This window comes from Novosphingobium sp. CECT 9465, from assembly GCF_920987055.1.
Lineage (GTDB): Bacteria > Pseudomonadota > Alphaproteobacteria > Sphingomonadales > Sphingomonadaceae > Novosphingobium.
In genome coordinates this window covers 955,931-982,327 of record NZ_CAKLBX010000001.1, presented here as the reverse complement: position 1 = coordinate 982,327, position 26,397 = coordinate 955,931, and the positions used below count along the sequence as shown (strand labels likewise).

Annotated in this window: 27 protein-coding genes; 8 read left to right on the top strand and 19 right to left on the bottom strand. The window is 63.1% G+C overall.

Annotation, left to right across the window (positions count from 1 at the left end; genetic code table 11):
• Nucleotides 1–12: 12 nt before the first annotated feature.
• From murD to ccmA, 13 genes are all read right to left on the bottom strand, one after another.
• A complete protein-coding gene (gene murD, locus LUA85_RS04800; protein WP_231467419.1) occupies nt 13–1,344 on the bottom strand; it encodes a UDP-N-acetylmuramoyl-L-alanine--D-glutamate ligase in 1,332 nt (443 codons plus the stop codon).
• Entirely contained in the window at nt 1,341–2,405 is a 1,065-nt protein-coding gene (gene mraY, locus LUA85_RS04795) for a phospho-N-acetylmuramoyl-pentapeptide-transferase (RefSeq protein WP_231467417.1), read from the bottom strand. The genes murD and mraY overlap by 4 nt, the downstream gene beginning before the upstream one ends.
• A complete protein-coding gene (gene murF, locus LUA85_RS04790; RefSeq protein ID WP_231467415.1) occupies nt 2,406–3,875 on the bottom strand; it encodes a UDP-N-acetylmuramoyl-tripeptide--D-alanyl-D-alanine ligase in 1,470 nt (489 codons plus the stop codon).
• Nucleotides 3,872–5,320 (bottom strand): UDP-N-acetylmuramoyl-L-alanyl-D-glutamate--2,6-diaminopimelate ligase, encoded by a 1,449-nt coding sequence (locus LUA85_RS04785; RefSeq protein WP_231467413.1) that lies wholly within the window; start codon nt 5,318–5,320, stop codon nt 3,872–3,874. The genes murF and LUA85_RS04785 overlap by 4 nt, the downstream gene beginning before the upstream one ends.
• Complete coding sequence (locus LUA85_RS04780; RefSeq protein ID WP_231467412.1) at nt 5,317–7,062, bottom strand: penicillin-binding protein 2; 1,746 nt, start codon at nt 7,060–7,062, stop codon at nt 5,317–5,319. Before LUA85_RS04780 ends, LUA85_RS04785 begins: the two co-directional genes overlap by 4 nt.
• Nucleotides 7,059–7,805 (bottom strand): hypothetical protein, encoded by a 747-nt coding sequence (locus tag LUA85_RS04775; RefSeq protein ID WP_231467409.1) that lies wholly within the window; start codon nt 7,803–7,805, stop codon nt 7,059–7,061. Before LUA85_RS04775 ends, LUA85_RS04780 begins: the two co-directional genes overlap by 4 nt.
• Nucleotides 7,802–8,797 carry a 16S rRNA (cytosine(1402)-N(4))-methyltransferase RsmH gene (rsmH, locus tag LUA85_RS04770; protein WP_231467407.1) on the bottom strand — a complete coding sequence of 332 codons (996 nt, stop codon included), beginning with the start codon at nt 8,795–8,797 and terminating at the stop codon, nt 7,802–7,804. Before rsmH ends, LUA85_RS04775 begins: the two co-directional genes overlap by 4 nt.
• Nucleotides 8,794–9,267: a division/cell wall cluster transcriptional repressor MraZ gene (locus LUA85_RS04765; RefSeq protein ID WP_231467405.1), complete on the bottom strand. Its 474-nt coding sequence runs from the start codon at nt 9,265–9,267 to the stop codon at nt 8,794–8,796. Before LUA85_RS04765 ends, rsmH begins: the two co-directional genes overlap by 4 nt.
• A 344-nt stretch (nt 9,268–9,611) precedes the next feature.
• A complete protein-coding gene (locus LUA85_RS04760; RefSeq protein WP_231467403.1) occupies nt 9,612–10,349 on the bottom strand; it encodes a GldG family protein in 738 nt (245 codons plus the stop codon).
• An 8-nt stretch (nt 10,350–10,357) separates the two neighbouring features.
• Nucleotides 10,358–10,753, bottom strand: coding sequence for a hypothetical protein (locus tag LUA85_RS04755; RefSeq protein WP_231467401.1), 396 nt, complete (start codon nt 10,751–10,753; stop codon nt 10,358–10,360).
• Nucleotides 10,754–10,767: 14 nt separating this feature from the next.
• Nucleotides 10,768–11,766 carry a cysteine synthase A gene (locus LUA85_RS04750; protein WP_231467399.1) on the bottom strand — a complete coding sequence of 333 codons (999 nt, stop codon included), beginning with the start codon at nt 11,764–11,766 and terminating at the stop codon, nt 10,768–10,770.
• A gap of 64 nt (nt 11,767–11,830) precedes the next feature.
• Nucleotides 11,831–12,493 (bottom strand): heme exporter protein CcmB, encoded by a 663-nt coding sequence (ccmB, locus tag LUA85_RS04745; RefSeq protein WP_231467397.1) that lies wholly within the window; start codon nt 12,491–12,493, stop codon nt 11,831–11,833.
• Nucleotides 12,490–13,065 carry a heme ABC exporter ATP-binding protein CcmA gene (gene ccmA, locus LUA85_RS04740; protein WP_231467395.1) on the bottom strand — a complete coding sequence of 192 codons (576 nt, stop codon included), beginning with the start codon at nt 13,063–13,065 and terminating at the stop codon, nt 12,490–12,492. Before ccmA ends, ccmB begins: the two co-directional genes overlap by 4 nt.
• Before the next feature lie 62 nt (nt 13,066–13,127).
• Here ccmA and LUA85_RS04735 point away from each other — a divergent pair, with 62 nt between their 5' ends.
• Both LUA85_RS04735 and LUA85_RS04730 read left to right on the top strand, forming a co-directional pair.
• Nucleotides 13,128–13,418 (top strand): 4a-hydroxytetrahydrobiopterin dehydratase, encoded by a 291-nt coding sequence (locus LUA85_RS04735; protein ID WP_231467393.1) that lies wholly within the window; start codon nt 13,128–13,130, stop codon nt 13,416–13,418.
• A 200-nt stretch (nt 13,419–13,618) separates the two neighbouring features.
• Complete coding sequence (locus LUA85_RS04730) at nt 13,619–14,059, top strand: DUF1772 domain-containing protein (RefSeq protein ID WP_231467391.1); 441 nt, start codon at nt 13,619–13,621, stop codon at nt 14,057–14,059.
• A 405-nt stretch (nt 14,060–14,464) separates the two neighbouring features.
• Here LUA85_RS04730 and LUA85_RS04725 read toward each other — a convergent pair whose 3' ends face one another.
• Both LUA85_RS04725 and LUA85_RS04720 read right to left on the bottom strand, forming a co-directional pair.
• Nucleotides 14,465–15,280 carry an SDR family oxidoreductase gene (locus LUA85_RS04725; RefSeq protein ID WP_231467389.1) on the bottom strand — a complete coding sequence of 272 codons (816 nt, stop codon included), beginning with the start codon at nt 15,278–15,280 and terminating at the stop codon, nt 14,465–14,467.
• Nucleotides 15,281–15,305: 25 nt separating this feature from the next.
• Nucleotides 15,306–15,923 carry a DNA-3-methyladenine glycosylase gene (locus tag LUA85_RS04720; protein WP_231467387.1) on the bottom strand — a complete coding sequence of 206 codons (618 nt, stop codon included), beginning with the start codon at nt 15,921–15,923 and terminating at the stop codon, nt 15,306–15,308.
• Nucleotides 15,924–16,047: 124 nt separating this feature from the next.
• Here LUA85_RS04720 and LUA85_RS04715 point away from each other — a divergent pair, with 124 nt between their 5' ends.
• A complete protein-coding gene (locus LUA85_RS04715; RefSeq protein WP_231467385.1) occupies nt 16,048–16,365 on the top strand; it encodes a 2Fe-2S iron-sulfur cluster-binding protein in 318 nt (105 codons plus the stop codon).
• An 85-nt stretch (nt 16,366–16,450) separates the two neighbouring features.
• Here the strand turns inward: LUA85_RS04715 and argC are convergent, their stop codons facing one another.
• The 3 genes from argC to LUA85_RS04700 all read right to left on the bottom strand — a co-directional run bounded on the left by argC (nt 16,451) and on the right by LUA85_RS04700 (nt 19,186).
• Nucleotides 16,451–17,380, bottom strand: a complete 930-nt coding sequence (argC, locus tag LUA85_RS04710; protein WP_231467383.1) for an N-acetyl-gamma-glutamyl-phosphate reductase — start codon at nt 17,378–17,380, stop codon at nt 16,451–16,453.
• Nucleotides 17,377–17,730 carry an SH3 domain-containing protein gene (locus LUA85_RS04705; protein WP_231467381.1) on the bottom strand — a complete coding sequence of 118 codons (354 nt, stop codon included), beginning with the start codon at nt 17,728–17,730 and terminating at the stop codon, nt 17,377–17,379. Before LUA85_RS04705 ends, argC begins: the two co-directional genes overlap by 4 nt.
• A gap of 73 nt (nt 17,731–17,803) precedes the next feature.
• On the bottom strand, nt 17,804–19,186 hold the full coding sequence (locus tag LUA85_RS04700; protein WP_231467379.1) for a M17 family metallopeptidase: 1,383 nt from the start codon (nt 19,184–19,186) through the stop codon (nt 17,804–17,806).
• A gap of 53 nt (nt 19,187–19,239) precedes the next feature.
• Between LUA85_RS04700 and LUA85_RS04695 the strand changes: the two genes are divergently transcribed.
• From LUA85_RS04695 to LUA85_RS04675, 5 genes are all read left to right on the top strand, one after another.
• Nucleotides 19,240–20,073, top strand: a complete 834-nt coding sequence (locus LUA85_RS04695) for a DUF4163 domain-containing protein (protein WP_231467377.1) — start codon at nt 19,240–19,242, stop codon at nt 20,071–20,073.
• 69 nt (nt 20,074–20,142) lie between these two features.
• Complete coding sequence (gene map, locus LUA85_RS04690) at nt 20,143–20,973, top strand: type I methionyl aminopeptidase (RefSeq protein ID WP_231467375.1); 831 nt, start codon at nt 20,143–20,145, stop codon at nt 20,971–20,973.
• 387 nt (nt 20,974–21,360) lie between these two features.
• Nucleotides 21,361–21,699 (top strand): P-II family nitrogen regulator, encoded by a 339-nt coding sequence (locus tag LUA85_RS04685; protein ID WP_231467373.1) that lies wholly within the window; start codon nt 21,361–21,363, stop codon nt 21,697–21,699.
• Between the two features lie 172 nt (nt 21,700–21,871).
• Complete coding sequence (gene glnA, locus LUA85_RS04680; RefSeq protein ID WP_231467371.1) at nt 21,872–23,281, top strand: type I glutamate--ammonia ligase; 1,410 nt, start codon at nt 21,872–21,874, stop codon at nt 23,279–23,281.
• 200 nt (nt 23,282–23,481) lie between these two features.
• Nucleotides 23,482–23,973 carry a CHAP domain-containing protein gene (locus tag LUA85_RS04675; RefSeq protein ID WP_231467369.1) on the top strand — a complete coding sequence of 164 codons (492 nt, stop codon included), beginning with the start codon at nt 23,482–23,484 and terminating at the stop codon, nt 23,971–23,973.
• A gap of 16 nt (nt 23,974–23,989) precedes the next feature.
• Here the strand turns inward: LUA85_RS04675 and LUA85_RS04670 are convergent, their stop codons facing one another.
• Nucleotides 23,990–26,275 carry a bifunctional diguanylate cyclase/phosphodiesterase gene (locus LUA85_RS04670; protein ID WP_231467367.1) on the bottom strand — a complete coding sequence of 762 codons (2,286 nt, stop codon included), beginning with the start codon at nt 26,273–26,275 and terminating at the stop codon, nt 23,990–23,992.
• Nucleotides 26,276–26,397 lie beyond the last annotated feature (122 nt).

Genomic DNA, 26,397 nt, shown 5'->3' with positions numbered 1-26,397 from the left:
TGGGCGTCGTGCTCATGCGGCTGCACCAGGCGGACAGGGCGCGCCACGATCCTCGATCAGGGCTTCGACGATCTGGCGGAAGCTGTCGCCGCGCGCCTCGAAATCGCGGAACTGGTCGAAGCTGGCGCAGGCGGGCGAAAGCATGACGACATCGCCCGGCCGCGCCGCGTCCATCGCCTGCCGCACTGCATCGCACAACATTTCGCTGCGCGTGACTGGCATGACCGGATCAAGGGTTTCGGCGAAGCGCGGCCCTGCCTCGCCAATGGTATAAGCCGCGACGACATGCCCGAAATAGGGCACGCATTCATCAAGATCGTCGCTCTTGGGCAGGCCACCCACGATCCAGTGAATGCGCGGATAGGCCCCCAGCGCGGGCGCGGTAGAGGCAGGATTGGTTGCCTTGCTGTCGTTTACATAAAGCACACCGTCCGCCTCGGCCACACGCTCCATGCGGTGCGGCAAACCGACGAAACTGGCGAGCGCGGGACGCCACACATCCTCGCCAATGCCAAGCTGGCGCACGATTTCCACCGCTATGGCAGCATTCTGAAGATTATGCGGGCCTTGCAGCGATGGCCAATCGGTCTGCCCCGACAACCCGGCAGGCTCAACCACATGAACTGTGCCAGCATCATGACGGACCGATGCCTCGCCCGCAATCTTCAGCGTATGTTCGTCGCCGCAGCCGAACACGGCATGCTGATCGGGACGCTGCATCTGGAAAAGCCGCGCCTTCGATGCGGCATAGCCCGCGAACCCGTCATAACGGTCAAGATGATCGGGGCTGAGGTTGATCAGCGCGGCCACATCGCAGGCAAGGCTTTGCGTAAGATCGATCTGGTAGCTCGATAGTTCCAGCACATAGACCCCGCCTTGGGGCAGCGGGTCCTGCGCCAGAATCGGCAGCCCGATGTTGCCGCCCAGCCGCACCGGTAGGCCGGCAGCCGCGCAGATGTGGTGGACCAGCATGGTCGTGGTCGATTTGCCGTTGGTCCCGGTAATCCCGACGACGCGGTGCGGGGGAAGATCGACGCGGGCCTGCGCGAACAGTTCGATATCGCCGATCACCGGAACTCCGGCAGCACGGGCATGATCGGCAATCGGATGACGGTTCAGCGGAACCCCCGGCGAGACGACCACGCCATCGAATCCGGCAAGATCGATCGCGAGCGGATCGGCAATATCGGCCCGCCCTTCGAATGCGGCGCGGGGTTCCTCGCGGCTGTCCCACACCGTCACTTGCGCGCCGCTCGCCAGCAGGCTTTCGACGCTGGCCACGCCCGAACGCGCAAGGCCCAGCACCGCAAGGCGCTTGCCCGCAAAGGCGGCCGAAACGATCATCGCACCTTCAGCGTGGCTAGGCCGACGAGGGCGAGCACGATCGACACGATCCAGAAGCGGATGACGACGGTCGATTCCTTCCAGCCGAGTTGTTCGAAGTGGTGGTGGATCGGAGCCATGCGGAACACGCGCTTGCCGGTGCGCTTGTAGACCGCGACCTGCACGATCACCGAAACCGCCTCCATCACGAACAGACCGCCGACGATGGCCAGCACGATTTCGTGATGCGCGGCGACCGCAATCACGCCCAGCGCACCGCCCAGGGCAAGGCTGCCGGTATCCCCCATGAACACGGCGGCAGGCGGGGCATTGAACCACAGGAAGGCAAGGCCCGCCCCCATCATCGCCGCGCAGAAAATCGCCAGTTCGCCCGCGCCCTTCACATGCGGAATGCCCAGATAGTCGGCAAAGTCCGTTCGACCGGCAAGATAGGCGATGATCGCGAACGTGCCCGCCGCGATGATGACCGGCATGATCGCCAGCCCATCAAGACCGTCGGTCAGGTTCACCGCGTTGCCCGCCCCCACGATCACGAAGATCGCGAACAGGTAATAGAACGGTCCCAGCGGAATGTAGAGATTGCTGAACACCGGGACGTAAAGGTTGGTCTCGCCCACCGCCAGCCACGCGGCGATGGCAGCGACCACGAACTCCCCGGCAAGGCGCACTTTGGCGGGCACACCCTTGTGCGCATACTTGGTGACCTTGTCGTAATCGTCCAGAAACCCGATCAGGCCGAAGCCGAGCGTCACCACGACGCAGGCCCACACCAGACGGCTGCTGACATCGACCCACAGCATCAGCGACAGGGTGAGCGCGGTGACGATCATCAGCCCGCCCATCGTCGGCGTACCGCGCTTGGCAAGGTGGGTTTGCGGCCCGTCTTCGCGGATCGGCTGGCCCTTGCCCTGGCGCACACGCAGCATGTTGATGAAGCGCGGCCCGATGATCAGGCCGATCACCAGCGCGGTTACCAGTGTCGTCCCGGCACGAAACGTCTGGTAGCGGATGAGGTTGCTGAATCCCTCAAATTGAAGCCATTGCGCCAGCAGGTAGAGCATTCATTGTTCCCTGGCGGTAAGGGCGCGCACGAGAGCGCCCAGTCCGACCGAATTCGACCCTTTTACGAGGATGGCATCACCCCCGCGCACGCCGTCTGCAGCAAGGCAATCGAGCGCTTCCTTCGTGTTTTGCACATGCGCCACATCGATCGCAGCGGCAAGCGAGGTGCCCATATTTTTCCCCAGCGCGTCCGCCAATGCCGCCATTTCGGCACCGACAAGGATCAGGCGATCAACCTTGCCCTGTGCAACCGGCCCGGCGAGTTCGGCATGATAGCGCGCCTCCTCGGCCCCCAGTTCACGCATCGCGCCAAGGATCGCCACGCGACGCGTCGCTGGCGTTTGCCCAAGCTGTTGCAGCGTGACCGCCATAGAGGCGGGATTGGCGTTGTAACTCTCGTCGATCAGCAGCGCCTTGCCCGAACCATCGCCGCCACTCGCCGCAATCGTGTGCCGCGCACCGCGCCCGGCAAGGCCTTCGAGTTCCGCCAGAGCCAGCCCCGCCGCGCCCAGATCGCCACCGATGGCATCAACCGCCGCCATCACCGCCAGCGAATTGAGCACCCAGTGCGCGCCGGGCTGTGCAATCGTGTAGCACACCTTGCGCCCGCCAAGATCGGCGGTGACCAGCGAACCGCCGCCGGGAGCGGCAACCGCATCCAGAAGGCGCACGGTGGCATCGGCATGGGTGCCGAAGCTGACGACGCGCGCGGCGTGAAGCGCGGCCTTGGCGCGCAGCCGCTCGAAATGCGGACTATCGGCGGGCACAATGGCGACGCCACCCTGCTCCAGCCCCTCGAAAATTTCGCCCTTGGCGTCGGCAATCGCCTCTTCGCCACTGAAATAACCAATGTGGGCAGGTGCGATGGTCGTTACTATCGCCACATGCGGCCGAACCAGCCGCGTCAGAGCGGCCAGTTCGCCTTCATGGTTCATGCCCATTTCGAACACGCCGAAGCGCGTGGCAGCAGGCATCCGCGCCAGGCTGAGCGGAACGCCGACGTGGTTGTTGTAGCTCTTGACCGAACGATGCGCGCGGCCCCGGCTCGAACGGTCGAGCGCGGCGTAAAGCGCTTCCTTCACCCCGGTCTTGCCCGCTGAGCCGGTGACTCCGATAATGCCCGCATCCACCCGGTTTCGCGCGGCTTTTGCCAGCGCCTCAAGCGCCGCGAAAGTATCTGGAACCAGCACATGCGGACCGAAACAGGCGTGTTCGACGACGGTCCCTGCCGCACCTTTGCCGAAAGCACCATCCAGATAGCGGTGTCCGTCCGAACTTTCGCCCTTCAGCGCAAAGAACAGGTCCCCTTCCACCACATCGCGGCTGTCGATTTCGACGCCGGACACGGCAAAGGAAATGCTTGCCCGCCCGCCGGTTGCGCGCGCAACCTCATCACTGGTCCAAAGTGCGAGGCCTGCTGAATCCGCAGCGTCTTCAGGCCATTCGATCAGCGCCGGATGAGCGGTCATGTGGTGCACTCCCTTGCAACCTGCACGTCGTCGAACGGCAGGACGCGCATCGCATCGCCCCGTCCGATGATCTGCCCCTGTTCATGCCCCTTGCCCGCGACCAGCACGATATCGTCGCGACCCGCCTCGGAAATGGCTGCGGCAATCGCGCTGCGTCGATCACCGATCTCACGCGCGCGGCCATTGCATCCGGCAAGAACGGCCGCGCGGATTTCCGCGGCGTTTTCACCACGCGGATTGTCGTCGGTGACGATCACCACATCCGATCCCGCGCATGCCGCGCGGCCCATTTCCGGGCGCTTGCCGCCATCGCGGTCTCCGCCTGCGCCGAACACGGTAATCAGCCGCCCCTTCACATGCGGGCGCAGCGCGGCAATCGCGGCGTCGATGGCATCGGGGGTATGGGCATAGTCCACATAGACCGGCGCCCCTGCCCGATTGATTGCCGCGCGTTCAAGCCGCCCGCGCACCGGCTGCAACCTTCCGAGCGTATCGAGCACCATAGCGGCTTCCAGCCCTGAGGCTATAGCCAACCCCGCTGACACCAGCGCATTGGCCGCCTGATAGGCCCCGATCAGCGGCAGGTTGATCTTGCGGACCATGCCTTCGCATTCCACTTCGAGGGTCTGGCCAAGCTGCGTGGGGTTGCGGGAAACAAGGCGGATAGACGTACCGTTCTCGCCCACGCTGACCAGGCGCAGCCCGCGCTTGCGGACATGGTCTACCGCCCTGTCCGACCATTCATCGTCCATCCAGACGACGGCGGTGCCGCCATCTTCGACGACATGATCGAACAGCCGCATCTTGGCCGCGAAGTAATCTTCCATCGTCGCATGATAATCGAGGTGATCGCGGCTGAGATTGGTGAAGGCTCCCGCGACGACGCGCAGGCCCTCATTGCGGTACTGCGAAAGACCGTGGCTGGACGCCTCGTAAGCAACATGCGTCACCCCCTCGCGGGCAAGGCCGGTCATGTTCGAAAGGAACGTGACGATATCGGGCGTGGTCAGGCCGGTGGACACGCTCTCGTCCGCCGTGGTCACGCCCAGAGTGCCGATGGACGCGGCGGAATAGCCCGCCATGCGCCAGATCTGGCGTGTCATCTCGACGGTGGAAGTCTTGCCGTTGGTGCCGGTCACCGCCACCACGGTTTCGGGCACCGGCTGGAAGAACCGCGCGGCAAGCTGCGCAAAGGCCCGGCGTGGCTCGGCATCGGCGACGTGAACCGCGCCTTCCACGTGGGCTTCAGGGCGCGCGACAATGGCGACCGCCCCCGCCTTCACCGCATGGGCAATAAAATCCTCGCCATTGAAGCGCGTACCGGGAAAGGCGCCGAACACGGTGCCGGGGGCGACCTTGCGGTGATCGATGGCAAAGCCGGTGACATTGGCATCCGTGCCTGCCGCCGGAAAGCCGGCCGCTTCAAGGATCGCGTCCAGCTTCATTCGCCGTCCCCGTTGCCGACCAGCGGCGAAAGGTCGGAAATATCGATGTCGCGGCTGTCGTCGGGCATGATGCCCAGCAGAGGCCCGATGCGGGGAACGACGCGACCGACAATCGGCCCCGCATTCCAGGCGGCAGTGCGCTGGAACGATGTGGCCGCCGTGCCCTTCGGCTCGTCGAGCATGGCGATCACCACGTAGCGCGGCTTGTCCATCGGGAAGGCCGCGGCGAAAGTGGCGACCAGCGAGGTGCGGTTGTAACCGCCCTTTCCGCCGGGCTTTTCAGCCGATCCGGTCTTGCCGCCCACGCGGAAACCGGGGGCATTGGCGGACTTGCCGGTGCCGTCCACCACGATCATCCGCAGCAACTGGCGCATCCGCGCGCTGGTCGATGCCTTGAACACGCGGCGCCCTGCGGGAACCTTGGCGGGATCGACCTTGTACAGCGTGGCCGGACGCCAGACGCCGCCATTGACCATCGTGGCATAGGCCGCGGCCAAGTGCAGCGGGGTCACCGCGATGCCGTGGCCATAGCTGACCGTCATCGTCGTGATCCGCGCCCATTCACCGTCCTTGCCATTGCCGCGCGGCCACAACGGGAAGCCACGGGCGGGCAGTTCGATATAGGGGCGCTCATTCATGCCCAGCGCCGCCATCGTGCGCTTGAGGCCTGCGCTGCCCAGCTTGTCGGCCACTTGCGCGGTGACGATGTTGGACGAATGGATCAGCGCTTCGGGCACGTTGAGCGACGACCCGAAGCTGTGGCTGTCCCGAATGCGGAAACCGCCGATTTCCAGCGGACGATCAGAGGGATAACGCACTGAAAGATCGGTAACCACGCCCGCATCAATGGCCGCCGCAACGCTCAGCGGCTTGAACGTGGAGCCGAGTTCGTAGACCTGATTGGTGACCTTGTTGAACACGAGATCGTTGTAGGCCATGTCCGAACGGTTGGGGTTGAACGATGGCAACGATGCCAGCGCAACGACTTCGCCGGTATCGACATCGAGGATCACCCCGGCTGCACCCTTGGCCTCGGTCTCCATCATGCCCCGGCCGAGTTCGTCCTCCAGCGCCCCCTGGACCCGCATGTCGATGGCCAGAGCGACCGGGCGACCGCGCTGCGCCGGATCGAGCAATTGCTTTTCGAGCACCTGCTCCATGCCGACGTGGCCCTTGCCTTCGCCATCGACATAACCGAGCACATGCGCGCCGAGCGATCCTTGCGGATAATAGCGCTGGTTCTCGCGCGGGAATTCCAGCGCGGGTTCACCCAATGCAAAGATGCGGTTGGCATCTTCGGGCATCACGCGGCGGCGCAGATAGCTGGGCCTGTCGGACTTCAGCCGACGCAGCAGATCGGCCCGATCGGCATCGGGAAAAATCTGCAGTAGCGCATCGGCCACTTCCTCAGGTGATTTGACCAGCGGTGTTCCAGCAGCGCCAAGCGCTTTCGGATTATACCACAGGGCATAAGCGGGAAAGGCGCGCGCCAGCGGGAAACCGTTGCGATCGGTTATTTCACCGCGCGGCGGCAGCAGCGCCTCGGCCAGCGACCGACGCTCTGGCGCATCCTCGAACAAGCCAAGCTGGGCGATGCGCCCCATGGCCGCAACACCGGTCAGCAGGAACAGGAACGCGATGACCAGCACGCGCACTTTGGCTTCCACCAGCGATCGCTGGCGGACATTGGCGAGGCGGACCCGGCCCGAAGCGATGGCGGCTGATGCGGTAAGGGCGTTCACGTGGCGATCTTAGCCTCCTTGCGCGCGGCAGGGCGAGAGCCGGAGCCGGACTTATCCTTTTTCGGGGCCGACTTTTCCGCAACTTCGACGGGCTTGGCCTTGGGCTTTGCAGTTTTGGAGCCGGATTTGGCCTGTTCAGCCTTGGCCGGGGCCTTCTTCTCCGGCTTTTCGGCCCGCTCCTTCTCGGAAACAGTCTCCTTGCGCACCGGCTTGCGCGGCGCGACTTCGACGACTTTGCCCAGCCGTTCCTTCAAGGTGACTACGGCTTCGTCGTGATCCATGCGAACCGGGCGGACCGCATCGTTCTCGTCCGCTGCGACCTTGCCGTCATCGCCATCCAGCGCCTTGCCCGAAAGCGGTGAGACCATCGCGGGAAACGCGGCAGAGGCAATCACACTGTCATCGACGCTGGCCACGCGGATCGGTTCGGGCGCGCCCGCCGTCGTCGGCATGCTCAGCGCCGCCAGTTGCCGCTCGCCTTCCAGATACTGGCTGGCATTGGGCGCGGCATAGCCGAATTCCACATCATTCCAGATCTTGAGCTGCTGCTGATTGGCGCGCGTCTCGAATTCGGTTTCGAGATACATCTTGTCCTGCTTGAGCGCGACGATACGCGCCTCGGCATGGTGGATCTGGCTGCGCAGCGCGTTGACGCGGAACGCCAGCACAAGAACAAGCGCAACACACAACCCCAGCAGCACGAGCCAGCCTGCGGAGCGAAGTCGATTGGCCGATGCGATCATGCCGCTACCCTCCCCCCGGAAATGCGCGCCGGCGCAGACGTCCGCACCGCCCAGCGCAAGGTGGCGGAACGCGCACGCGGGTTGCGCACTTCCTCTTCCTCGGTCGGGCGGATCGCAGCCGATGGCTTTTCGAAGACGGGCTGCGCCTTGGCCTGCATCTGTGGCAAATGGCGCGATCCTGACGGCACGGCACCCGCACCATCGCGCAGGAACTGCTTCACGATCCGGTCCTCAAGGCTGTGGAAGCTGACCACCGCAATCCGGCCACCGGGCAGCAGCACCTTTTCCGCCGCGGCAAGCCCTTCGATCAGTTCGTCGAGTTCGCCGTTGACGTGAATCCGCACGGCCTGAAAGCTGCGAATGGCCGGGTCCTTCTGCGCTTTCGGTCCCTTGATGTCAGGACGATAATGCAGCGCCTTGCGCACAACCGCCGCGAATTGTCCGGTCGTGGTCAGCGGGCGGGCGGCAACGATGGCGCGGGCAATCCGGCGCGACTGGCGTTCTTCGCCATAGCGATAGAGAACGTCCGCTATTTCCCCCTCGTCAGCCTCATTCAGGAAATCGGCTGCACTCAGCCCTTCCTGCGACATGCGCATGTCTAAGGGGCCATCGGATGAAAACGCAAATCCCCGCGCTGCCTGATCAAGCTGCATGGAGCTTACTCCAATATCGAACACGACACCGTGGACACCCGCAATTCCGGCCTGGGCAAGCCCTTCTGCAAGTTCGGAAAAACGGCGGGGATGGAGAATCAGGCGCGGAAGTTCTCCACAGGTTTCTCCCCAGCCCTGTCCCGCCGCAATCGCATCGGGATCGCGGTCGAAAGCATGAACGATTGCGCCGGATTCCAGCAGGCGGCGCGTATAGCCGCCTGCCCCGAACGTGGCATCGACGATCAGGTCACCCGGCTTGCAATCAAGCGCCGTAACCACCTCGTCGAGCAGCACGGGGATATGCGGAGCGCGACCGTCAGGATTCAGGGGTGCACTCACTTGCGCTTCCCCTTGGCAGCTTCGGCCATCTTGGCCCGGCACCCGGCTTGCGCGGTGGCCCAACCTGCTCCCTGCTGGGCCAGGACATCAGGATTCCAGATCGTGAACTGTCGCCCACCGCCCTGGAAGAACAGGCCGTCCTCCACTCCGCCGAGTTCCGCGAGGTGTTCGGGCAGGACGAAACGGCCGCTTTCATCGAAGCTGGCGCGGTAAAACCCATAGACCTGCGCCTCAGCCATATCGCGATCGAAATCGTTGCCGAGACGCAACTGCTTCTCTTCCTCGCGGTCGATCTCTGCGGCAAATTCAGCAAGGCGCGAAAGGCCGAAGCCGACCAGACACGGCAGACGCGGGTGCTTGTCGAGGCACAGGATGCGGGTGTTGTCAGAGGCGGCGAACACATCGGCGCGAAAGTCCGCAGGCAGGACATAGCGGCCTTTTTCGCCCTTTGGCGAAAAGCCCTGTCCCACGAAATTTGCCGGACCTCCCGCCACCCAGACACCCCGAATGCGGACAAAAGCGCCACCCTCCGGCCCTGCGCCATCACGCAGTGCCGACTCATCCCCCGTGGATGCGACTGGAGTTCGTCCCGATGGGAAGCATTACTAACGCGGGACCGGGCGGGCGGAAAGGGGAAAATGCGGGAAAATGCGGACTAACTATGATTCCAGACTGTTTTTTCTACGTACTGCCATCTCATTAACCACGCCCTGCACAAGTATTAAGCGCGCTGCACGGGGGAAATATGAGGGCTCGCCCCCGTCGATCAGCGAATCTCCACCACCTGCCCGCAATTTCCCGCAAACCGGCGGCATCAGCGGCCAAACGCTTCGATGATCAGCATATCAAGCCTTTCCGCCCGTGCTTTCCCATTGCCCTGTGCTTCCAGAATGGCAGCATCGGCTATAAGGATTGCCTGCCCTTCACCGATTGTGCAGCGCGCGATCAAGGCATCGGGACCGATCCGGCAATTGGCATCGTATCCGCCTTTTTTTGGCGCCCATTGCCCGGCCAGATGCACCGGCAGCGCCTCGCCCGCACTTTCCCGTACACCAGCGGGTTGCGCTTCGTCGAAACGCAATTCCAGCCCCCAACGCCTCAGGATCGGAGACAGCAGCACGACATCCTGCGGCCTGCGGCGATCTCCCAGCGAAAAGGCGCTGTCCTCGGTCAACATCGGATCTGCGAACAACAGCAATCGCCCGCCCGATCGTACCCACCGGTCCAGCGCGACATTTTCGGGAGCGGCAAGCGGCCGGGGCTGCGCGACGACCAGAACATCGACCCGCGACAGGTCGAGCAGTGTGTCGAGCGCAACCAGCTGGCCATGCCGTTCAAACACATCGCGTACCCAATGTGGCGGCTCCGGTGCAGCCAGCACATCGCGCAGGTCGGGTTGCTCAGCCCACAGGATCGGCAAGCTGGTGAACAGGCCCAGTCGCTGGTCGGCCTTTGCAGCCTGCCCGGCCTCGCGATTGATGAACGCCCAGCTTCCTGCGGCCAAAACCATCAACACCAACGAAAGCGTCAGCGCGATTCGGCGTTGCTGCACCCCGTCTATCAGGGCGGCGGCGCCTTGACCGAAGGCGCGGGTGTTGGTGGGGGAGCGGGTGAAATACTGGTCTGAGGCTGATTGCCGGAGACCGGCAATTCAGGCGCCACCCCCATGTCGACCAGCGGATCGTTCGCTTTTGTCTCGCTGGCGGAAACTTCCGGCGCTGCCACATTGACCGCCGTGTCATCAAGATACTTGGCGCGGTCCATGATCACGTTGGCAAGGCTGACCAGCAGCAACATCCCGGCAAGACCGAACATGCCCACCTGCAGCCGGTGCACGGCCTGCGCGCGCAATTCGCGCATCGATGGCGGGGTATAGGCGAGCGCGCTGGCAGGCGGGGCCGGTTCGAAACCGGAAGGAGCAGTGCCTTGCGCCTGCGACCTGTCGAATAGGGCCATGCGGGCCTTCTACCCTATTGCTCCAGCCAAGGGAACACCGGCAGTCCCTTGGCCTTCAGCCATTCGGGATTGTACAGCGAGGAGAGGTAGCGGAACCCGGTATCGCACAGGATCGTGGCCACCCGCGCGCCCGTGCCCAACTGCTTGCCCAGCGCAACTGCCCCGGCCACGTTGATCCCACTCGACAGGCCGAGGCACAGGCCCTCGTCGGCCAGAAGCCGTTCTACCCAGTACAGCCCTTCCTCGTCGGAGATGCGGAACTGCGTGTCGATCGGCGCGCCATCGAGGTTGGCGGTAATGCGGCCCTGCCCGATCCCTTCGGCAACCGAAGACCCTTCAGCCTTCAGCTCGCCATGGGCATAATAATTATACAGCGCCGCGCCATGCGGATCGCTGAGTGCGATGATCACGTCCTCATTGAACGCCTTCAGGCCCATGCCCACGCCCGCAATCGTGCCGCCGGTGCCCGCAGCGCAGGTAAAACCGTCGATGCGGTGGTCCATCTGTTCCCACAGTTCGGGCGCGGTGCTTTCGATATGCGCGCGGCGATTGGCGATATTGTCGAACTGGTTGGCCCAGACCGCGCCTTCGGTCTCTTCGGCAATCCGGCGCGAGGTGTGGACGAAGTGCCCCGGATTGGAGAATGGCGCGGCGGGAACCAGCACCAGTTCCGCGCGCAGTGCGCGCAACGTGTCCATCTTCTCGCGCGATTGGGTTTCGGGCATGACGATGACCGACTTGTAGCCCAGCGCATTGGCGACCAGCGCGATGCCGATCCCGGTATTGCCCGCCGTGCCTTCGACAATCGTGCCGCCGGGCTTCAGCAATCCGCGCTCTTCGGCATCGCGCACGATCCACAGCGCCGCGCGGTCCTTTACCGAGGCACCCGGATTGGCGAATTCGCACTTTCCGAAAATGTCGCACCCCGCCGCCTCGCTCGGCCCCTTCAGCCGGACCAGCGGGGTGTTGCCGATGAGGGAGATCGTATCGTTTGCAATTGCAGGTGCCATCATGGCCCCTGAATTAAGGTGCCTTCGCGCGATTGCCAACGAATTTGCGCTTTTGCTTGCGCAAGTCTCACTCACGCCCAGCCCGGATCGCCGCTCCGCCCGCGAACGGCGCCACCGCCAGCGCAACAAGGCTGCTGGCTGCCAACAGCGCAAGGCCTCCCTCGCCGCCGGGCTGGAGCGAGCCTGCGCCGAATATCAGGAGCGGCACGGTGAGCGGGATAGCCAGCAACCCTCCCAGCGCCGATCCTGCACGCAATCCCGCCGTCAGCGCGGCGATGGTCACGCCTATGGCCGCAAGGCCCGGTGTGCCCAGCAACAGCCCGATCTCGACCATGCGCAGTTGCGCCGCATCAAGCGAGAGCAATCCTGCCGAGATGGGCGCAGCGATCATCAAGGGTATGCCAAAGCTGAGCCAATGCGCCAATATCCGGCTCAGCAGCAGCGCTTCTTCGGAAAGGCCGCGCAAGGCCCACTGGTCGAAAAAGCCTGCCTCCAGATCGGGTTCGACCAGCCGGTCCAGCGGCAGGATCGCGGCCAGCAGCGCCGCCACCCAGATCACGCCCGCCCCCGTTCGCGCCAGAAGGCGCGCATCCGGTCCCACCGCGAAAGGAAACAGCATCGCCACGGCAAGGAAGAACAGCAGCGGCAGCACCGCCCCGCCGCGCCCTTGTGCGCCACGCGTCAGCAAGGCCAGGTCGCGCAGGAAGACAGCCCACAGTGGCCCGATCATTCCGCGTAATCCAGCAGTTCGAGAGGACGGACGCCTTCGACGGAAAGCGGCTGGTGCGATGCGATCACCACCGCCCCGCCCGATCTGCGATGCGCGTTGATCGCCGCTTGCGCCATGCTCGACCAGTGCTGGTCAAGTCCGTTCAGGGGTTCGTCCAGCAGCCAGATCGACGCATCGCTGGCGGCGATCCGCGCCAGTGCCGCGCGTTTGCGCTGGCCGGTGGACAGGAAGCGCACCGGAACATCGAGCAGGTTGGCAAGGCCGAAGTCCGCTACAGCGTCGTCCGAACGGTCGATCCTGCGCCAGAACCCCAGCGCGCGCTCCAGCGTCTGGTGGCCATCGAGGGCAAGCCGTTCATCTGCCAGCGCCAGCCTGCCTGCCCGCTCCACCGTTCCGGCATAAGGGCGCAGCAGGCCTGCGAGTATCCTGATCAGGCTGGATTTGCCGATCCCGTTCGGCCCGGCCAGATGCACCATCTGCCCCGGCTCGACGGCCAGCGACAGCCCGCGAAACAGGATTCGATCCCCCCGCCTGCAGGCGATATTCGTGGCGACGAGACGGCAGTCTTGCATGGTGCGCGGCGATAGGCGAAACCACGGGGCCTGCCAAGCATGCCGATTTTGAAAGGGTCCCGATGGCCATCCCCCGCCTTTCCGATGCCCAGCGCGATGCCCTGCTGGCCGAACTTCCGGCATGGACCTTGCGCGAAGATGGCCGCGCCATCGTGCGCACCTTCCGCTTTGCCGACTTCTCCGCCGCGTGGGCCTTCATGAACCGCGTTGCGCTCTATGCGGAAAAGGCTGACCACCACCCGGAATGGTTCAACGTCTACAACCGCGTGGACGTGACGCTGACCACGCACGACGCCGACGGACTGTCAGCAAGGGACGCAGCGATGGCGCGGGCAATGGAGGGGTTTGTTTGATGGCACGCCGCCGATGCGAACTTTCGGCGATTGCAAATGTCGGCATTACGGGCCATGTTCGGGCTGCCGAAAATAGAGTTGCAGGTCGGTAGCTCCTGCGCCCGTCATCGGGTTCTTCCCAGCCACGGCGTCAACCCAACTTGTGTGGGAAGGCGCTGCTGCGGGTGCTGCGCTTTCCCGGCTGATGCCGAGGAATTTCGATGTTTCAACTCTCTGTAGCCGCTCTCCTTTTCGCTACGCTGTTTTCCGGCGCTGCACTTTACATTAGCCTTGTCGAACATCCTGCGCGTCTCGAACTGACAGACGGTCCGTTGCTTATGCAGTGGCAGCCCAGCTACAAGCGGGCACTGCCGATCCAGTCCGGGTTAGCGATCGCCGGGGGCGCGGCAGGAATCCTTGCTGGATACCTTTCGGCCGACTGGAGATGGTTTGCGGGAAGCGCCCTGTTGCTCGCAAACTGGCCGTTCACGCTAACTGTTATCATGCCGGTCAACAAACGCCTGATGGCGATGCCGGAACGCGAGGCGAGCGCTGCAAGCCGGGCGATGCTGATCCAATGGGGCAAATTGCACAACATCAGGAGTTTACTGGGGGCCGCTACGACGCTGCTGTTTGCGTGGGCATTAGTCGGCGCAGGTTAGAGCCAGATGATATCAGGTTGCATTGCCGGGAATTACCGTGACGAAATTACCGTGACAGGTGCGAAAACCCCCAAATAGCCGTTGCTTGATCGCGAAATCGATGACGACTGCCCACCCCCTTTTCGTTTTGCGCCCGTTAGGTCCCTATCCTGAAGACCAGCCGTCGCCCCGGACTTGATACGGGGTAACGCTGCCTGTCTTGTTTCGCGTAAAGTTCGCAAAGAACGCAGAGAAAGATTGCTCGCGTGCAGGCGCGTCGACTTGCCGTTTTCAGACCCTGCCGGTTGCGCTTGGAAGTTCTTTGCGTTCTTTGCGAACTTTGCGCGAACCAAATTCTCCCCTGCTGGCGCAAAGAAAAGCCTCACCCCGGATCAGGTCCGGGGCGACGGAGTCGGAGGACTGATCTTATTTCCCCGCAGGCCTGTGCATCTTGCGCATCTGCTTGCGCAACGCGCCCGGCATCCACCGCGAAGCGAAGGCCATCCGCCGCGCCGTCTTGCCGACGAGCGTATGCAGCCTGGCGCCATGGACTGCCGCCCACGCCGCTTCGGCCACATCGTGCACCGGCGTGATCTCAAGCCCTGCGCCGCGCACACGGGCGCGAATATCGCCGTTGCTCGCAAGGTTGGGCGCGTGATCCAGCAGCGGCGTATCGATGTAGCCGGGCATCAGGCTGCGGACGTTGATCTTGTCGGCAGCCCATTCTCCATCGAGCGATTCGGTGATACCCCTCACCCCGAACTTGGTCGCGGAATAGACAGAAGTTCCGGGTGTGCCATAAATGCCCGCCGCGCTGGCGGTGTTGAGCAGGACCGATCCCGGAGCACTCGCCTTCAGCCACCGATAGGCAGCCTGCGCACCGAAGATCACACCCTTGAGATTGATGGCGAGCGCGCGCTCGATCTCGTCGGGCGTCAGTTCGGTAATGGCACCGCCCACCGGGATTCCGGCGTTGTTGAACACGGCATCGATCCGCCCGCCCGCAGCCTTTGCGCAATCGGCCAGCGCCGCATCCCACATCGCGCGGTCACGCACGTCGAGCCTGTGGCACGAGCTTTGCCCTGCCGGCAGCAGTGCGGCGGTTTGCGCCATGCCCGCCTCATCGATGTCGGCCAGTCCCACGAACCATCCGCCTTGGGCGAAGCGCTGCGCAACGGCGCGGCCAATGCCGGATGCGCCGCCGGTGATGAAGATCGTCCTGCCCGCCATTGCGCCACCCATGCCTGCGTTATTTTCAGGCGCGTGCTTACAGCGCCGGATTGTTATAGCAATGCCAGGTGAAGATCGCCGCGGCGCCGCGATGCGGTCGCCACGCCTCGGCCAGAGCGCGCGTGTCCTTCTCGCTGGGGCGTTCGGCAAGCCCCAGCAGCTTGCCCAGCCCCACCTGCACCGCCAGATCGCCGGCGGGCCAGATATCGGCACGGCCTTCGGCAAACAGCAGATATATCTCCGCCGACCAGCGCCCGATGCCCTTGATCCTGACCAGTTCGGCGATTGCCTCCTCATCATCGGCAGGCAGATGTTCGAGATCGAGTTCGCCCGATACCACCAATTCGCACAACGACCGCGCATAGCCCTGTTTCTGGCGCGACAACCCGCAGGCGCGCAGCGCGTCGAAATCGGCGTCGAGCAGATCCTGCGGCGGCATGTCCTCCCCCAGCAGCGCCTCCAGCTTGTTCCATACCGAAGCCGCCGCCGCCACGCTCACCTGCTGACCCACGATCGTACGCAGCAGCGTGCCATAGCCGGTAGCGCGGATGCGCGGTTCCGGGTAGCCCACCCGCTCGATTGCAGTGGCCAGGGCAGGTGTGCGGCTGGCGATATGATCAAGCCCTGCACGGATCGCTTCTGCCGACAGACCCATCCTTAATTCTCCCAAGCAGGCGATTTGACCGGATCGGCAGTTGCCAAACCCAGGCTGCCGCGATAGCAGCCCCGTCCAAAGGCGAACAGGGGGAGTGCCCTGCGCCGCGTTTGGAGAATGGACGATGCCCAAGCTTGTCGTTGTCAATCGTGCTGGTGAAGAATCCACGGTAGAAGTCGATGCCGGTCTTTCGGTGATGGAAGCAATCCGCGACAATGGCTTTGACGAGCTTCTGGCACTGTGCGGCGGCTGCTGCTCATGCGCTACCTGCCATGTGTTCATCGACCCTGCCTTTGCCGACAAGATCCCGGCGATGAGCGAAGACGAGAACGATCTGCTCGACAGTTCGGACCACCGCAACGCAACCTCGCGCCTTTCGTGCCAGGTTCAGGTCACCGGCGATCTCGATGGCCTGCGCGTGACCATCGCACCGGAAGACTGATCTTTCAGCGCTTCTGCGCAAACAAAAAGGCCCGCCTCCAGAGGGAGCGCGGGCCTTTTTGCATTTTGGGTTACCCGGCGATTCGTCAGAGGCGCAAGCCTGCGGTCTCGTCCAGCCCGGCCATCAGGTTCAGCGTCTGCACCGCCGCCCCGCTTGCGCCCTTGCCCAGATTGTCGAGCACCGCGACCAGCCGCACCTGTTCGCCATCGGCGCTGCCCATCACGTGCAGTTTCAACCCGTCCCACGGTTCCATCGACGCGCGCAGCAGCAGTTCGCCATCGGCAGGCAAGTCCTGCTCCACTGTCACCACCGGCGACCCGGCATAGAACTGCGTCAGCGCCGCCCGCAGCAGTTCGGCAGGGACGTTGCCCGGCATCACGCCCAGCGGCAGCGGGATTTCCACGATCATGCCGCGATGCGCCGCGACCACCGCGGGGCTGAACATCGGGGCGATGGCAAGGCCTGCATAGCGCTGCATCTCGCTCACATGCTTGTGCCCGAAGGTCAGGCCATAACCGCGCCATGCAATGTCCCGATCATCTTCGAACCGCGCGATCAGGGCCTTGCCGCCGCCGGAATAGCCGGAAATCGCATTGCAGCTATAGGGCCAGGCCGAAGGCAGCAGGCCATTATGGACCAGTGGTGCGAGCAGGCCGAGGAAGCCGGTGGGATAGCAGCCGGGGTTCGAAACCCGCCGCGCTTCCGCCACGACCTCGCGCCCGACGATTTCGGGAAAGCCGTACGTCCAGCCATCGGCCACGCGATGCGCGGTCGATGCGTCGATCACGCGCGTACGATCATTGCGAATCATCGCCACGGCATCGCGCGCAGCATCATCGGGCAGGCACAGGATCACCACATCGGCATCGTTGATCGCTTGCGACCGCGCTGCATCGTCCTTGCGCCGCGCATCATCCAGAGCAATCAGCGCGAATTCGCTGCGGCCCGCCAGACGGTCGGCAATTTCCAGCCCGGTCGTGCCCGCTGCTCCATCGATGAAGACCGACGTTGTCATGCCAGCGCCTCAAGCACGGTCAGTTCCACATAGCCGACCAACAAGTCGGACTTTGCCTGCCCCCACGCCCAGCCGCCTGAAATATCGAGCACATCAAAGACTTCGCCTTCGGCAATCGTCCGCAACGCCTCACCTTCCAGCTTGCCCGCGCCGCGCATCACAGTGGTCGTCTTCAGCACATGCGGCATCGGCACGGCGTAGTGCGGCACGAAATAGCGCCCGGCCAGACCGATGTGTGCAAGGTCGCCCCGCACCGGCAGGTGTGGCTTGTCCGAACGGTCCGACGGGCGGCACAGTGATAGCTGCGCGTTCGGTACGTCAACAGGAAGAGGCGATGCTTCAACGGTCAATTCAGGTGGCCCCCGGAACAGGAAAGCAGGGCGATTAGCCGCGTCGGCGCTGTCAGGCAAGCCGATGCGCATTTCAGCCGTATCTCGCCTTCAACAGCCCCCATGCCGCGCGCAGGCCCAGCGCGTCGCCACCCTTGGGCCGCCCCGGCTTTGCCGCAGGCCGCCAGGCAAATGTATCGAAGTGCGCCCAGTCGGTGCCTTCAGTCACGAAGCGATCAAGGAACAATGCCGCCACGCTGGCACCGGCAAAGCCATTGGCGGGCGAATTCTGCAGATCGGCCACGTCCGATTTCAGATACTCGCGATAGCCTTCGAACAATGGCAGCCGCCAGCACGCATCGTCGCGTTCAAGCCCGGCGGCGATCAGGCCCTGCGCCGTTTCGTCGCGCCGTGCGAACATCGCGGGCAGATCGGGGCCAAGCGCCACGCGCGCCGCGCCGGTCAACGTGGCAAAGTCGATCACCAGGTCTGGCGTCATTTCGCAAGCCCGCACCAGCGCATCGCCCAGCACCAGCCGCCCTTCGGCATCGGTGTTGGTGACTTCCACCGACAAGCCGTTGCGCGCGCGCAGGATATCGCCCGGTCGGAACGCATGGGCAGATATCGCGTTTTCCACCGCAGGAACAAGCATATGCAGCCGGATTTTCAAGCCCATCGCCATGACAAGGCCCGCCAGCGCCAGCGCATGGGCGGCCCCGCCCATGTCCTTTTTCATCAGCGCCATGCCCGATGCGGGCTTGATATCCAGCCCGCCGGAATCGAAGCACACGCCCTTGCCGACGATGGCCACGCGCGGATGCGCAGGATCGCCCCATTCCAGTTCGATCATGCGCGGCGCATGGCTGCGCGCGGCGGCGCGTCCGACCGCGTGAACCATCGGGTAATCGCGTTCGAGCAGATCGCCCGCCACCACATGAATTTCGGCGTGATGCATCCGGGCCATCGCGCGCGCCTCGGCTTCAAGCTGCGCCGGTCCCATGTCCTCGGCGGGCGTATTCACCAGATCGCGCACCATCAGCACGGCCGTCGCCTCGGCAAGCGCCGGTTCGATCAGCGCGACTTCCTTGGTCAGAAGGATGCGGGGTTCGGCTTCCGTCGAGTCCTTGCGGTAGCGGTCGAAGCGATATTGCCCTGTCACCCAGCCATGCAGCGCCTTGCCCGCATCCCCGCCGACCCTGCGATAGGTCCCGCCGGGCAGCACATCGGCCAGCTTGGCAAGGCACCACGACGACAGATTGTTGACATTCGCCACGCCCGCCACCGCGAACCAGCCATCGCCATCTGGCACGATAGCATGTTCATAGCCGCCGCCCTCGAATTTCTGCGCGGCAAGGCTTGCCCGCTGTCCGGCGTTGAGTCCCTTGAGGAAATCCGGCAGCGTCGCCTTGTCGACAAGGTGGATGGCAGTGGCCTGCTGGCCGCGATCAGGCTGGATCAGCGCGTTTCTGTCGATCATGTTGCACCCATTCATGCCGCAGAGCGCGGTCCGTTGCGAGAGGAAACTGCCCCATGCGCGCCGCATCCCTGATCCCGCTGACTCTTCTGGCCGCTCTGGCCGCCTGTTCGGTCAGCAAGGAACCTGAACCTTCAGCCAGTGCGGTCGCTCAATCGTCAGCGCTGCCACAGCAAATGTCGTCTTTAACCCCACCGCAAATCTCGGCGCAGACCCCGGTCGCAGCGCGCAGCGTGACCGAAGAAAACGATGTCTACGAATTCGCGTATGCCTATCCCGCTGCCGCTGGCGCAATCCCGGCACTCAAGTCGCTTCTGGACGGCGAGCTGGAAAAGGCGCGGACAGAACTTGTTTCGGACGCAAGGCAGGGGCAGGCCGATGCCAAGGCCAACGGCTACCCATTCAACGCCTACAGCCATAGCACAGACTGGAAAGTCGTGACCGATTTGCCCGCATGGCTCAGCATGTCCAGCCTGATCGGCTTCTATAGCGGCGGCGCGCATCCCAATTACGTTTATGACACGATCCTGTGGGACAAGATTGCGGGCAAACGTCGCGCGCCGTCAGACCTGTTCGCATCAAAGGCCGCACTGGCCGCGGCAATCCGTGATCCGTTCTGCAAGGAGCTTGACAGGCAACGTGCAAGAAAAAGGCAGGGGCAGGCCCTTGGCGGGGGCGTAACCGAATTCGAGAAATGCATCGACCCGGCCGAGCAGACCGTGATTCTCGGTTCGTCCAACGGCAAGGCTTTCGATCGCATCGGCATTCTGGTCGCGCCCTATAATGCGGGTCCTTATGCCGAAGGTTCTTATGAAGTGACGGTCCCGGTAACGCAAAAGGTGCTGGCGGCCGTGAAACCGGAATTCAGGACCACGTTCGTCGCCCGATGAAACACCCCCAATGAAACACCCGTGCTGCAACGGCTCGCAATTTGCCGCTATCGTCGCTATGTGCCCGGCATGACCGAATATGTGACAGTTACAGACCACGATGTCATTCTGCGTGACGGGACGATCAAGCTCCATGGCTCCGCCGGGTTCGAGGGCATGCGCAAGGCCGGGCGGCTCGCCGCAGAAATTCTCGATGCCCTGGCGCCGCTGGTGCAACCCGGCGCTCGCACGGACTATCTGGACGATGTTGTCCGACAGATGACGCTGGATGGCGGCGCCGTTCCCGCGACGCTGGGCTATCGGGGCTACACCCACTCGTGCTGCATCTCGATCAACCACGTGGTCTGCCATGGCATCCCTTCGGACAAGACGCTCAAGGACGGCGATATCGTCAATATTGACGTGACGCCGCTGCTCGATGGCTGGCACGGTGATACCAGCAGGATGTATCTGGTCGGCGATGTGCCGCTCAAGGCGAAGCGTCTGGTCGATGTCACGCACGAATGCCTGATGATCGGGATCGAAAAGGCCCGCCCCGGCGCACGACTGGGCGATATTGGCGCAGCGATTCAGGCCCATGCCGAAAAGCAGCGCTATGGCGTGGTGCGCGAATTTTGCGGCCACGGGCTTGGCCGTCTGTTCCACGATGCGCCCGAAGTGGTCCACGCCGGACGCGCGGGTACGGGGCCGGAACTGAGACCCGGCATGTTCTTCACCATCGAACCGATGATAAATCTCGGCAAGCCCGGCGTGAAGATCCTCGAAGATGGCTGGACGGCGGTCACGCGCGACCGTTCGCTTTCGGCGCAGTTCGAACATTCGATCGGCATCACCGAAGACGGTTGCGAGATATTCACGCTCAGCCCGGCCGGACTGGACAAGCCGCCTTACGCGTCCTGAACTGCCCCTCCGTCATTGCGAGCGTAGCGAAGCAATCCAGGACGCTTACGTCCGGCCTTCTGGATTGCCGCGTCGGCTCCGCCTCCTCGCAAGGAAGACATCTGGACGGCAATCCGCAAACAGACTCTGCCTAAAAACAAGGCAGCACTTGCGCAAATTTTGTGCATTAATCGAACACGGTTGCGCAACGATGCGCATGCCTTGCCAGCACATTCGATTCAAATCTTGCCCGACCCCCGCATTTCCTGCTTTCCCGCCGCCGCGCGATGCCCTAGTGCTTTTTACTAGCAGCGTGGCACGATTCTTGTAACGTCAGTGCCACACGAGATCATACGCCGGTCTGCCACTTCGTGGTTAACCGGCCCGCGTTGCAGGGGTCATAACGACGTGAAAAAGGTCGAAGCCATCATCAAGCCGTTCAAGCTCGATGAAGTGAAGGAAGCGCTCCATGAAATCGGCGTTTCCGGGATCACCGTAACCGAAGCCAAGGGTTTTGGACGGCAGAAGGGCCATACCGAGCTTTATCGCGGTGCGGAATACGTCGTCGATTTCCTGCCAAAGGTGAAGCTTGAGGTGGTGGTGTCCGACCAGCTGGTCGATCGTGTGGTCGAAGCGATCGCTTCCGCCGCACAGACCGGCAGGATCGGGGATGGCAAGATTTTCGTGATTCCGGTGGAAAGCGCACTGCGCATCCGCACCGGTGAACGCGATGATGACGCGATCTGATCGGATCGATCGCAACAAAAGTTGACGCCGCGCCCGGCTGCATCGGGCAAGGTATCTGAGCGGGGGGTGGGCCTGTGGACGGGCAAGCCTCCATGTGAACCACAACGTGAACCACAACCGCACTTAACCCCCCGTACCTCTCCACCGGGGGCAAGAAGAAGAAGGATCAGCGATGGCAACTGCAAAGGACATTCTCGCCCGCATCAAGGACGAGGAAATCGAGTGGATCGATCTGCGTTTCACCGATCCCAAGGGCAAGTGGCAGCACCTTACCATGGTGGCCAGCCTGATCGGCGAAGACGAACTGGAAGACGGCCTGATGTTTGACGGTTCGTCGATCGAAGGCTGGAAGGCCATCAACGAATCGGACATGATCCTCAAGCCCGATCTCGATGCCATCTTTGTCGATCCGTTCAGCGCCACCCCGATGCTGATCGTCGTTTGCGACATCGTCGAACCATCGACCGGCGAACTTTATTCGCGCGATCCCCGCTCGACCGCCAAGCGCGCCGAAGCCTTCGTCAAGTCGACCGGCGTGGGTGACACCGTCTATGTCGGGCCGGAAGCAGAGTTCTTCCTGTTTGACGACGTCAAGTTCTACGACGGCTACGATGGCAACGGCTTCCGTATCGATGACGTGGAACTGCCGACCAACACCAACAAGGCCTACGAAGGCGGCAACATGGGCCACCGCCCTGGCGTAAAGGGTGGTTATTTCCCCGTCGCCCCGATCGACAGCTGCGTCGATATCCGCGGCGAAATGGTTTCGACCATGATCGAAATGGGCCTGCCCTGCGACAAGCATCACCACGAAGTCGCCTCGGCCCAGCACGAACTCGGCCTGACCTTCGGTACGCTGGTCCAGACCGCTGACCGCATGCAGGTCTACAAGTACGTCGTGCAGCAGGTCGCCCACGCCTATGGAAAGACGGCCACGTTCATGCCGAAGCCGATCAAGGGCGATAACGGTTCGGGCATGCACACGCATATCTCGATCTGGGAAGCTGGCAAGCCGCTGTTCGCCGGTAACGGTTATGCAGGTCTGTCGGACATGTGCCTGTACTTCATCGGTGGCGTGATCAAGCACGCCAAGGCGCTCAATGCCTTCACCAACCCGACCACCAACAGCTACAAGCGTCTGGTGCCGGGCTATGAAGCTCCCGTGCTGCTCGCCTATTCGGCGCGCAACCGTTCGGCTTCGTGCCGCATCCCTTACGGTGCCGGTTCGAAGGCAAAGCGCGTGGAATTCCGCTTCCCCGACGCGATGGCCAACGTCTACCTGTGCTACGCTGCGCTGCTGATGGCCGGTCTCGACGGGATCAAGAACAAGATCCATCCGGGCGAAGCCATGGACAAGAACCTTTACGATCTGCCGCCGGCAGAACTCGCAGAAGTTCCCACCGTGTGCGGTTCGCTTCGTGAAGCGCTCGAATGCCTCGAAGCCGATCATGAATTCCTGCTTCAGGGTGGCGTGTTCACCAAGGATCAGATCGAAGCCTATATCGAACTGAAGTGGCCCGAAGTGATGCGCTGGGAAACCACGCCTTCGGCCGTCGAATTCGACATGTACTACTCGCTCTGATCTCACCGGATCGGCGAAAGGAAAGGGCGTCCGGGGAACCGGGCGCCTTTTTCCATTGTGCGACGTGAAGGAACCAGGCACCCCACAACACACCGGATCGTGATTTTCTCCACAAGTTGCGATGAACCGGGCCGAACCGTGATTGCGGCAGGATGAACGGAGCGGGGCAGGACTCCTCATATTGCGCGAAATCCTTAGTCATGCTGCACATGCTAAGAAACGCGGTCGCAACACTCCTCGCCCTGATCTCTTTCGTGACGCTCCCCGCCGTCGCCCATGCGCGGCTCCAGTGCGTCACGTATGCCCGGCAGATCTCTGACGTGCAGATTTCGGGCAATGCACGCGATTGGTGGAGCAATGCCGAAGCCTCCTACGAACGCGGGCAGGAGCCACGCCCCGGCGCGGTCCTGGCCTTTCGCGGCACCCATGCAATGCCCTATGGGCACGTCGCAGTCGTCCGCCAGGTCGTCGATGCCCGTCACATCCTGATCGACCACGCCAACTGGTCAGGCCCCGGCGCGGTGGACCGCGGCGTGGTGGCGGTTGATGTTTCGGCAGCAGGAGACTGGAGCGAAGTGCGCGTATGGTATGCGCCCACGAAATCGGTCGGGCTGCGCGCCAGCCCCACTCACGGGTTCATCTATCCCCGCACAGTCACCGCAAAGGCTGAATCGACGCCCTCGGCAGGCTGATCCTGATTTCGTTGGGTCAGGCAGAACGCCGCAACTTGGCCCGCTTCGGTCCCAGCAGGGCCAGCGCTTCTTGCGGCGACATCGCCATCCAGAACAGGTGCCCCTGAATCATCTGGCATCCCGCCGCCTGCACCAGCGCGCGCTGTACCGGAGTCTCCACGCCTTCGGCCACAACTTTCATCCGCAGTGTGTGTCCAAGCGAGACGATGGCGCGCAGGATCGAATGTGCATCAAGATCGGCCTCGATGTTCTGCACGAAAGACCGATCGATCTTGATCCGGTCGAACTGGAATGAGCGCAGATAGCTGAGCGACGAATACCCGATGCCGAAATCATCCAGTGCAATGCGGAAGCCGCGGTAGTTCAGCCCCTTGAGCACATCGACCACATGATCGCTGCGGTCCAGCATCACGCCCTCGGTTACTTCCAGCACGAACCGGCGCGGATCGGCCCCGGTTTCACGCAGCAACGCGTCGAGGGTTGGCAGGAAATCGCTGGCCATGATCTGTAATGGCGAAAGATTGACCGATATGTCGCAATCGGGCCAGTCGCGACATTCGGTAAATACCCGGCGCAACACCCAGGTGCCCAGGGGGACCATGATCCCGGCCTGCTCGGCCACCGGTACGAACAAGCCGGGCCGGATCGCGCCACGTTCAGGGTGTTGCCAGCGTAACAGTGCCTCAAATCCCTGAATCGCACCGTCCGAGGCATCGACGATAGGCTGATAAGCCAGTGCCAGTTCGTCACGCGCGATCGCCCGGCGCAGTTCGATTTCCATTTCGCGCCGCAATTTGAGCGATGCATCCATGTCGCGCGTAAAACGCCGATAGCGTGCGCGCCCCCGCTGCTTGGACCGGTAGAGCGCGATATCGGACCGCCGCAACAGTTCGCCGGGATCTTCGCTTTGCTCAGGACCCCAGCTGATCCCGCACGAACAGCTGATATCCAGATTGTTGCCGGAAATCACGAATGGGTCGTTCATCAGCGCCATGACCTGCCGTCCCAGCATGTCGGCGGCGGCCCGGCCTCCGGTAGTCCGTCGCAACAGCACGAATTCGTCACCGCCGAAGCGTGAAAGAAAATCGCCTGGCGGCAATGTCCGGCGCAACCGCAAGGCCACTTGCCGCACAAGTTCGTCACCGACATGGTGGCCCAGCGTATCGTTCACCACCTTGAACCGATCGATATCGATATAGGCGACAAACACATCGCCAAGCTCGCGCCGTTCAATGCAGGCCGATAATTCCTGGCGCAGCTTCTGCATGAAGTGCGCGCGATTGGGCAGGCCGGACATCGCATCGTGCAGGGCATTATGCTGTGCCTGTGCCTCGCTGGCGATCAGTTCGCTGGTTGTCCGCCGCATCCGGCGCACGATGATTGCACCGCCTGCCACCACGCCAACGAAGAACAGGATATAGACGGCCAGCAGCGGCGCGGTGCGGCGCAGGATGGCCGGCCCCGGCGGCTTGGCGCGCCATGATACGGCGCCAATGTTCTGCCCATCGATAGCCGCAAGGGCAAAGGCGTTACGCCCCTCGCCGTGGCGCAATTGATCTTCATAGCGGACATCCTCCAACAGCAGCGAACCGCCGATATCGGAAATCACGCGATGATCGAAATTGCGGACCAGCACGATATAGTCCGGTGCGCCCCTGAGCAGCTTCGGTTCCACATCCGGCACGACAGACGCCACGGCAAGGAAGGCCGGCTGGCCCTTGTACCGCGTCATGGCAGCAAGACCGCGCGGAATCGGCAACCCTTTGCTGTCATACGGCCATTGGACATTCCCGTGGCTGCGCCATTCGACAATCGCGCTTTCACTGGGGCTTTCCAGCACCGAGCGTCGCACCAGTTCACGAACTTGCGATCTGATCTCATCGAAGTTGCACGTACGCTCAAGCCGGACGCCGGTCCAGCAGTGGACCGGCGTTCCGTCGAAGCGAACGTGGTACAGATGGTCGATGCGATGGCTGCCCCAGAAATATCCGGCCAGGAAATTTCGCGCCCACGGTTCAAGGTCTGGCCCATTCAATTTGGTTACCGCCTCGTCCCATTTCACCTGCAGCATGCCTGCTTCGGCGATCTGCCTGCCGCTACGCTCGACAAATCGCTCGACCAGTCGGCGCTCTTCGGTACGCGCATATTCGTCGGCTATGTTCGTGGAATTGCGGAAGGCGGCGATGAGCGCTGCGGTCAGTGCCAGCAGGGCAAGGAATGTGCCCGCCACGATCCAGCGGGCGCTGGTCGCACCCACTGCCTGCCGCGACCGGCCACGTCCAAGGAAGGGTGCTGTCCCCATTTCAACGACGCATACCAAGCGGTTGCAAAGAAATGGTTATCAACGGCGCTTGCTGGCGCTAGGAAGTTCCCCTCACCCGCCGCCAATATATGCCGCAGGAACCTTTTGCTCCACACGCGGAT

Excerpts from the sequence above, each read along its gene's own strand:
- murD (WP_231467419.1), bottom strand. The coding sequence starts at position 1,344 with ATGATCGTTTCGGCCGCCTTTGCGGGCAAGCGCCTTGCGGTGCTGGGC.
- mraY (WP_231467417.1), bottom strand. The coding sequence starts at position 2,405 with ATGCTCTACCTGCTGGCGCAATGGCTTCAATTTGAGGGATTCAGCAAC.
- murF (WP_231467415.1), bottom strand. The coding sequence starts at position 3,875 with ATGACCGCTCATCCGGCGCTGATCGAATGGCCTGAAGACGCTGCGGAT.
- LUA85_RS04785 (WP_231467413.1), bottom strand. The coding sequence starts at position 5,320 with ATGAAGCTGGACGCGATCCTTGAAGCGGCCGGCTTTCCGGCGGCAGGC.
- LUA85_RS04775 (WP_231467409.1), bottom strand. The coding sequence starts at position 7,805 with ATGATCGCATCGGCCAATCGACTTCGCTCCGCAGGCTGGCTCGTGCTG.
- LUA85_RS04755 (WP_231467401.1), bottom strand. The coding sequence starts at position 10,753 with ATGGCCCTATTCGACAGGTCGCAGGCGCAAGGCACTGCTCCTTCCGGT.
- LUA85_RS04750 (WP_231467399.1), bottom strand. The coding sequence starts at position 11,766 with ATGATGGCACCTGCAATTGCAAACGATACGATCTCCCTCATCGGCAAC.
- ccmB (WP_231467397.1), bottom strand. The coding sequence starts at position 12,493 with ATGATCGGGCCACTGTGGGCTGTCTTCCTGCGCGACCTGGCCTTGCTG.
- ccmA (WP_231467395.1), bottom strand. The coding sequence starts at position 13,065 with ATGCAAGACTGCCGTCTCGTCGCCACGAATATCGCCTGCAGGCGGGGG.
- LUA85_RS04735 (WP_231467393.1), top strand. The coding sequence starts at position 13,128 with ATGGCCATCCCCCGCCTTTCCGATGCCCAGCGCGATGCCCTGCTGGCC.
- LUA85_RS04730 (WP_231467391.1), top strand. The coding sequence starts at position 13,619 with ATGTTTCAACTCTCTGTAGCCGCTCTCCTTTTCGCTACGCTGTTTTCC.
- LUA85_RS04725 (WP_231467389.1), bottom strand. The coding sequence starts at position 15,280 with ATGGGTGGCGCAATGGCGGGCAGGACGATCTTCATCACCGGCGGCGCA.
- LUA85_RS04720 (WP_231467387.1), bottom strand. The coding sequence starts at position 15,923 with ATGGGTCTGTCGGCAGAAGCGATCCGTGCAGGGCTTGATCATATCGCC.
- LUA85_RS04715 (WP_231467385.1), top strand. The coding sequence starts at position 16,048 with ATGCCCAAGCTTGTCGTTGTCAATCGTGCTGGTGAAGAATCCACGGTA.
- argC (WP_231467383.1), bottom strand. The coding sequence starts at position 17,380 with ATGACAACGTCGGTCTTCATCGATGGAGCAGCGGGCACGACCGGGCTG.
- LUA85_RS04700 (WP_231467379.1), bottom strand. The coding sequence starts at position 19,186 with ATGATCGACAGAAACGCGCTGATCCAGCCTGATCGCGGCCAGCAGGCC.
- LUA85_RS04695 (WP_231467377.1), top strand. The coding sequence starts at position 19,240 with ATGCGCGCCGCATCCCTGATCCCGCTGACTCTTCTGGCCGCTCTGGCC.
- map (WP_231467375.1), top strand. The coding sequence starts at position 20,143 with ATGACCGAATATGTGACAGTTACAGACCACGATGTCATTCTGCGTGAC.
- glnA (WP_231467371.1), top strand. The coding sequence starts at position 21,872 with ATGGCAACTGCAAAGGACATTCTCGCCCGCATCAAGGACGAGGAAATC.
- LUA85_RS04675 (WP_231467369.1), top strand. The coding sequence starts at position 23,482 with ATGCTGCACATGCTAAGAAACGCGGTCGCAACACTCCTCGCCCTGATC.
- LUA85_RS04670 (WP_231467367.1), bottom strand. The coding sequence starts at position 26,275 with ATGGGGACAGCACCCTTCCTTGGACGTGGCCGGTCGCGGCAGGCAGTG.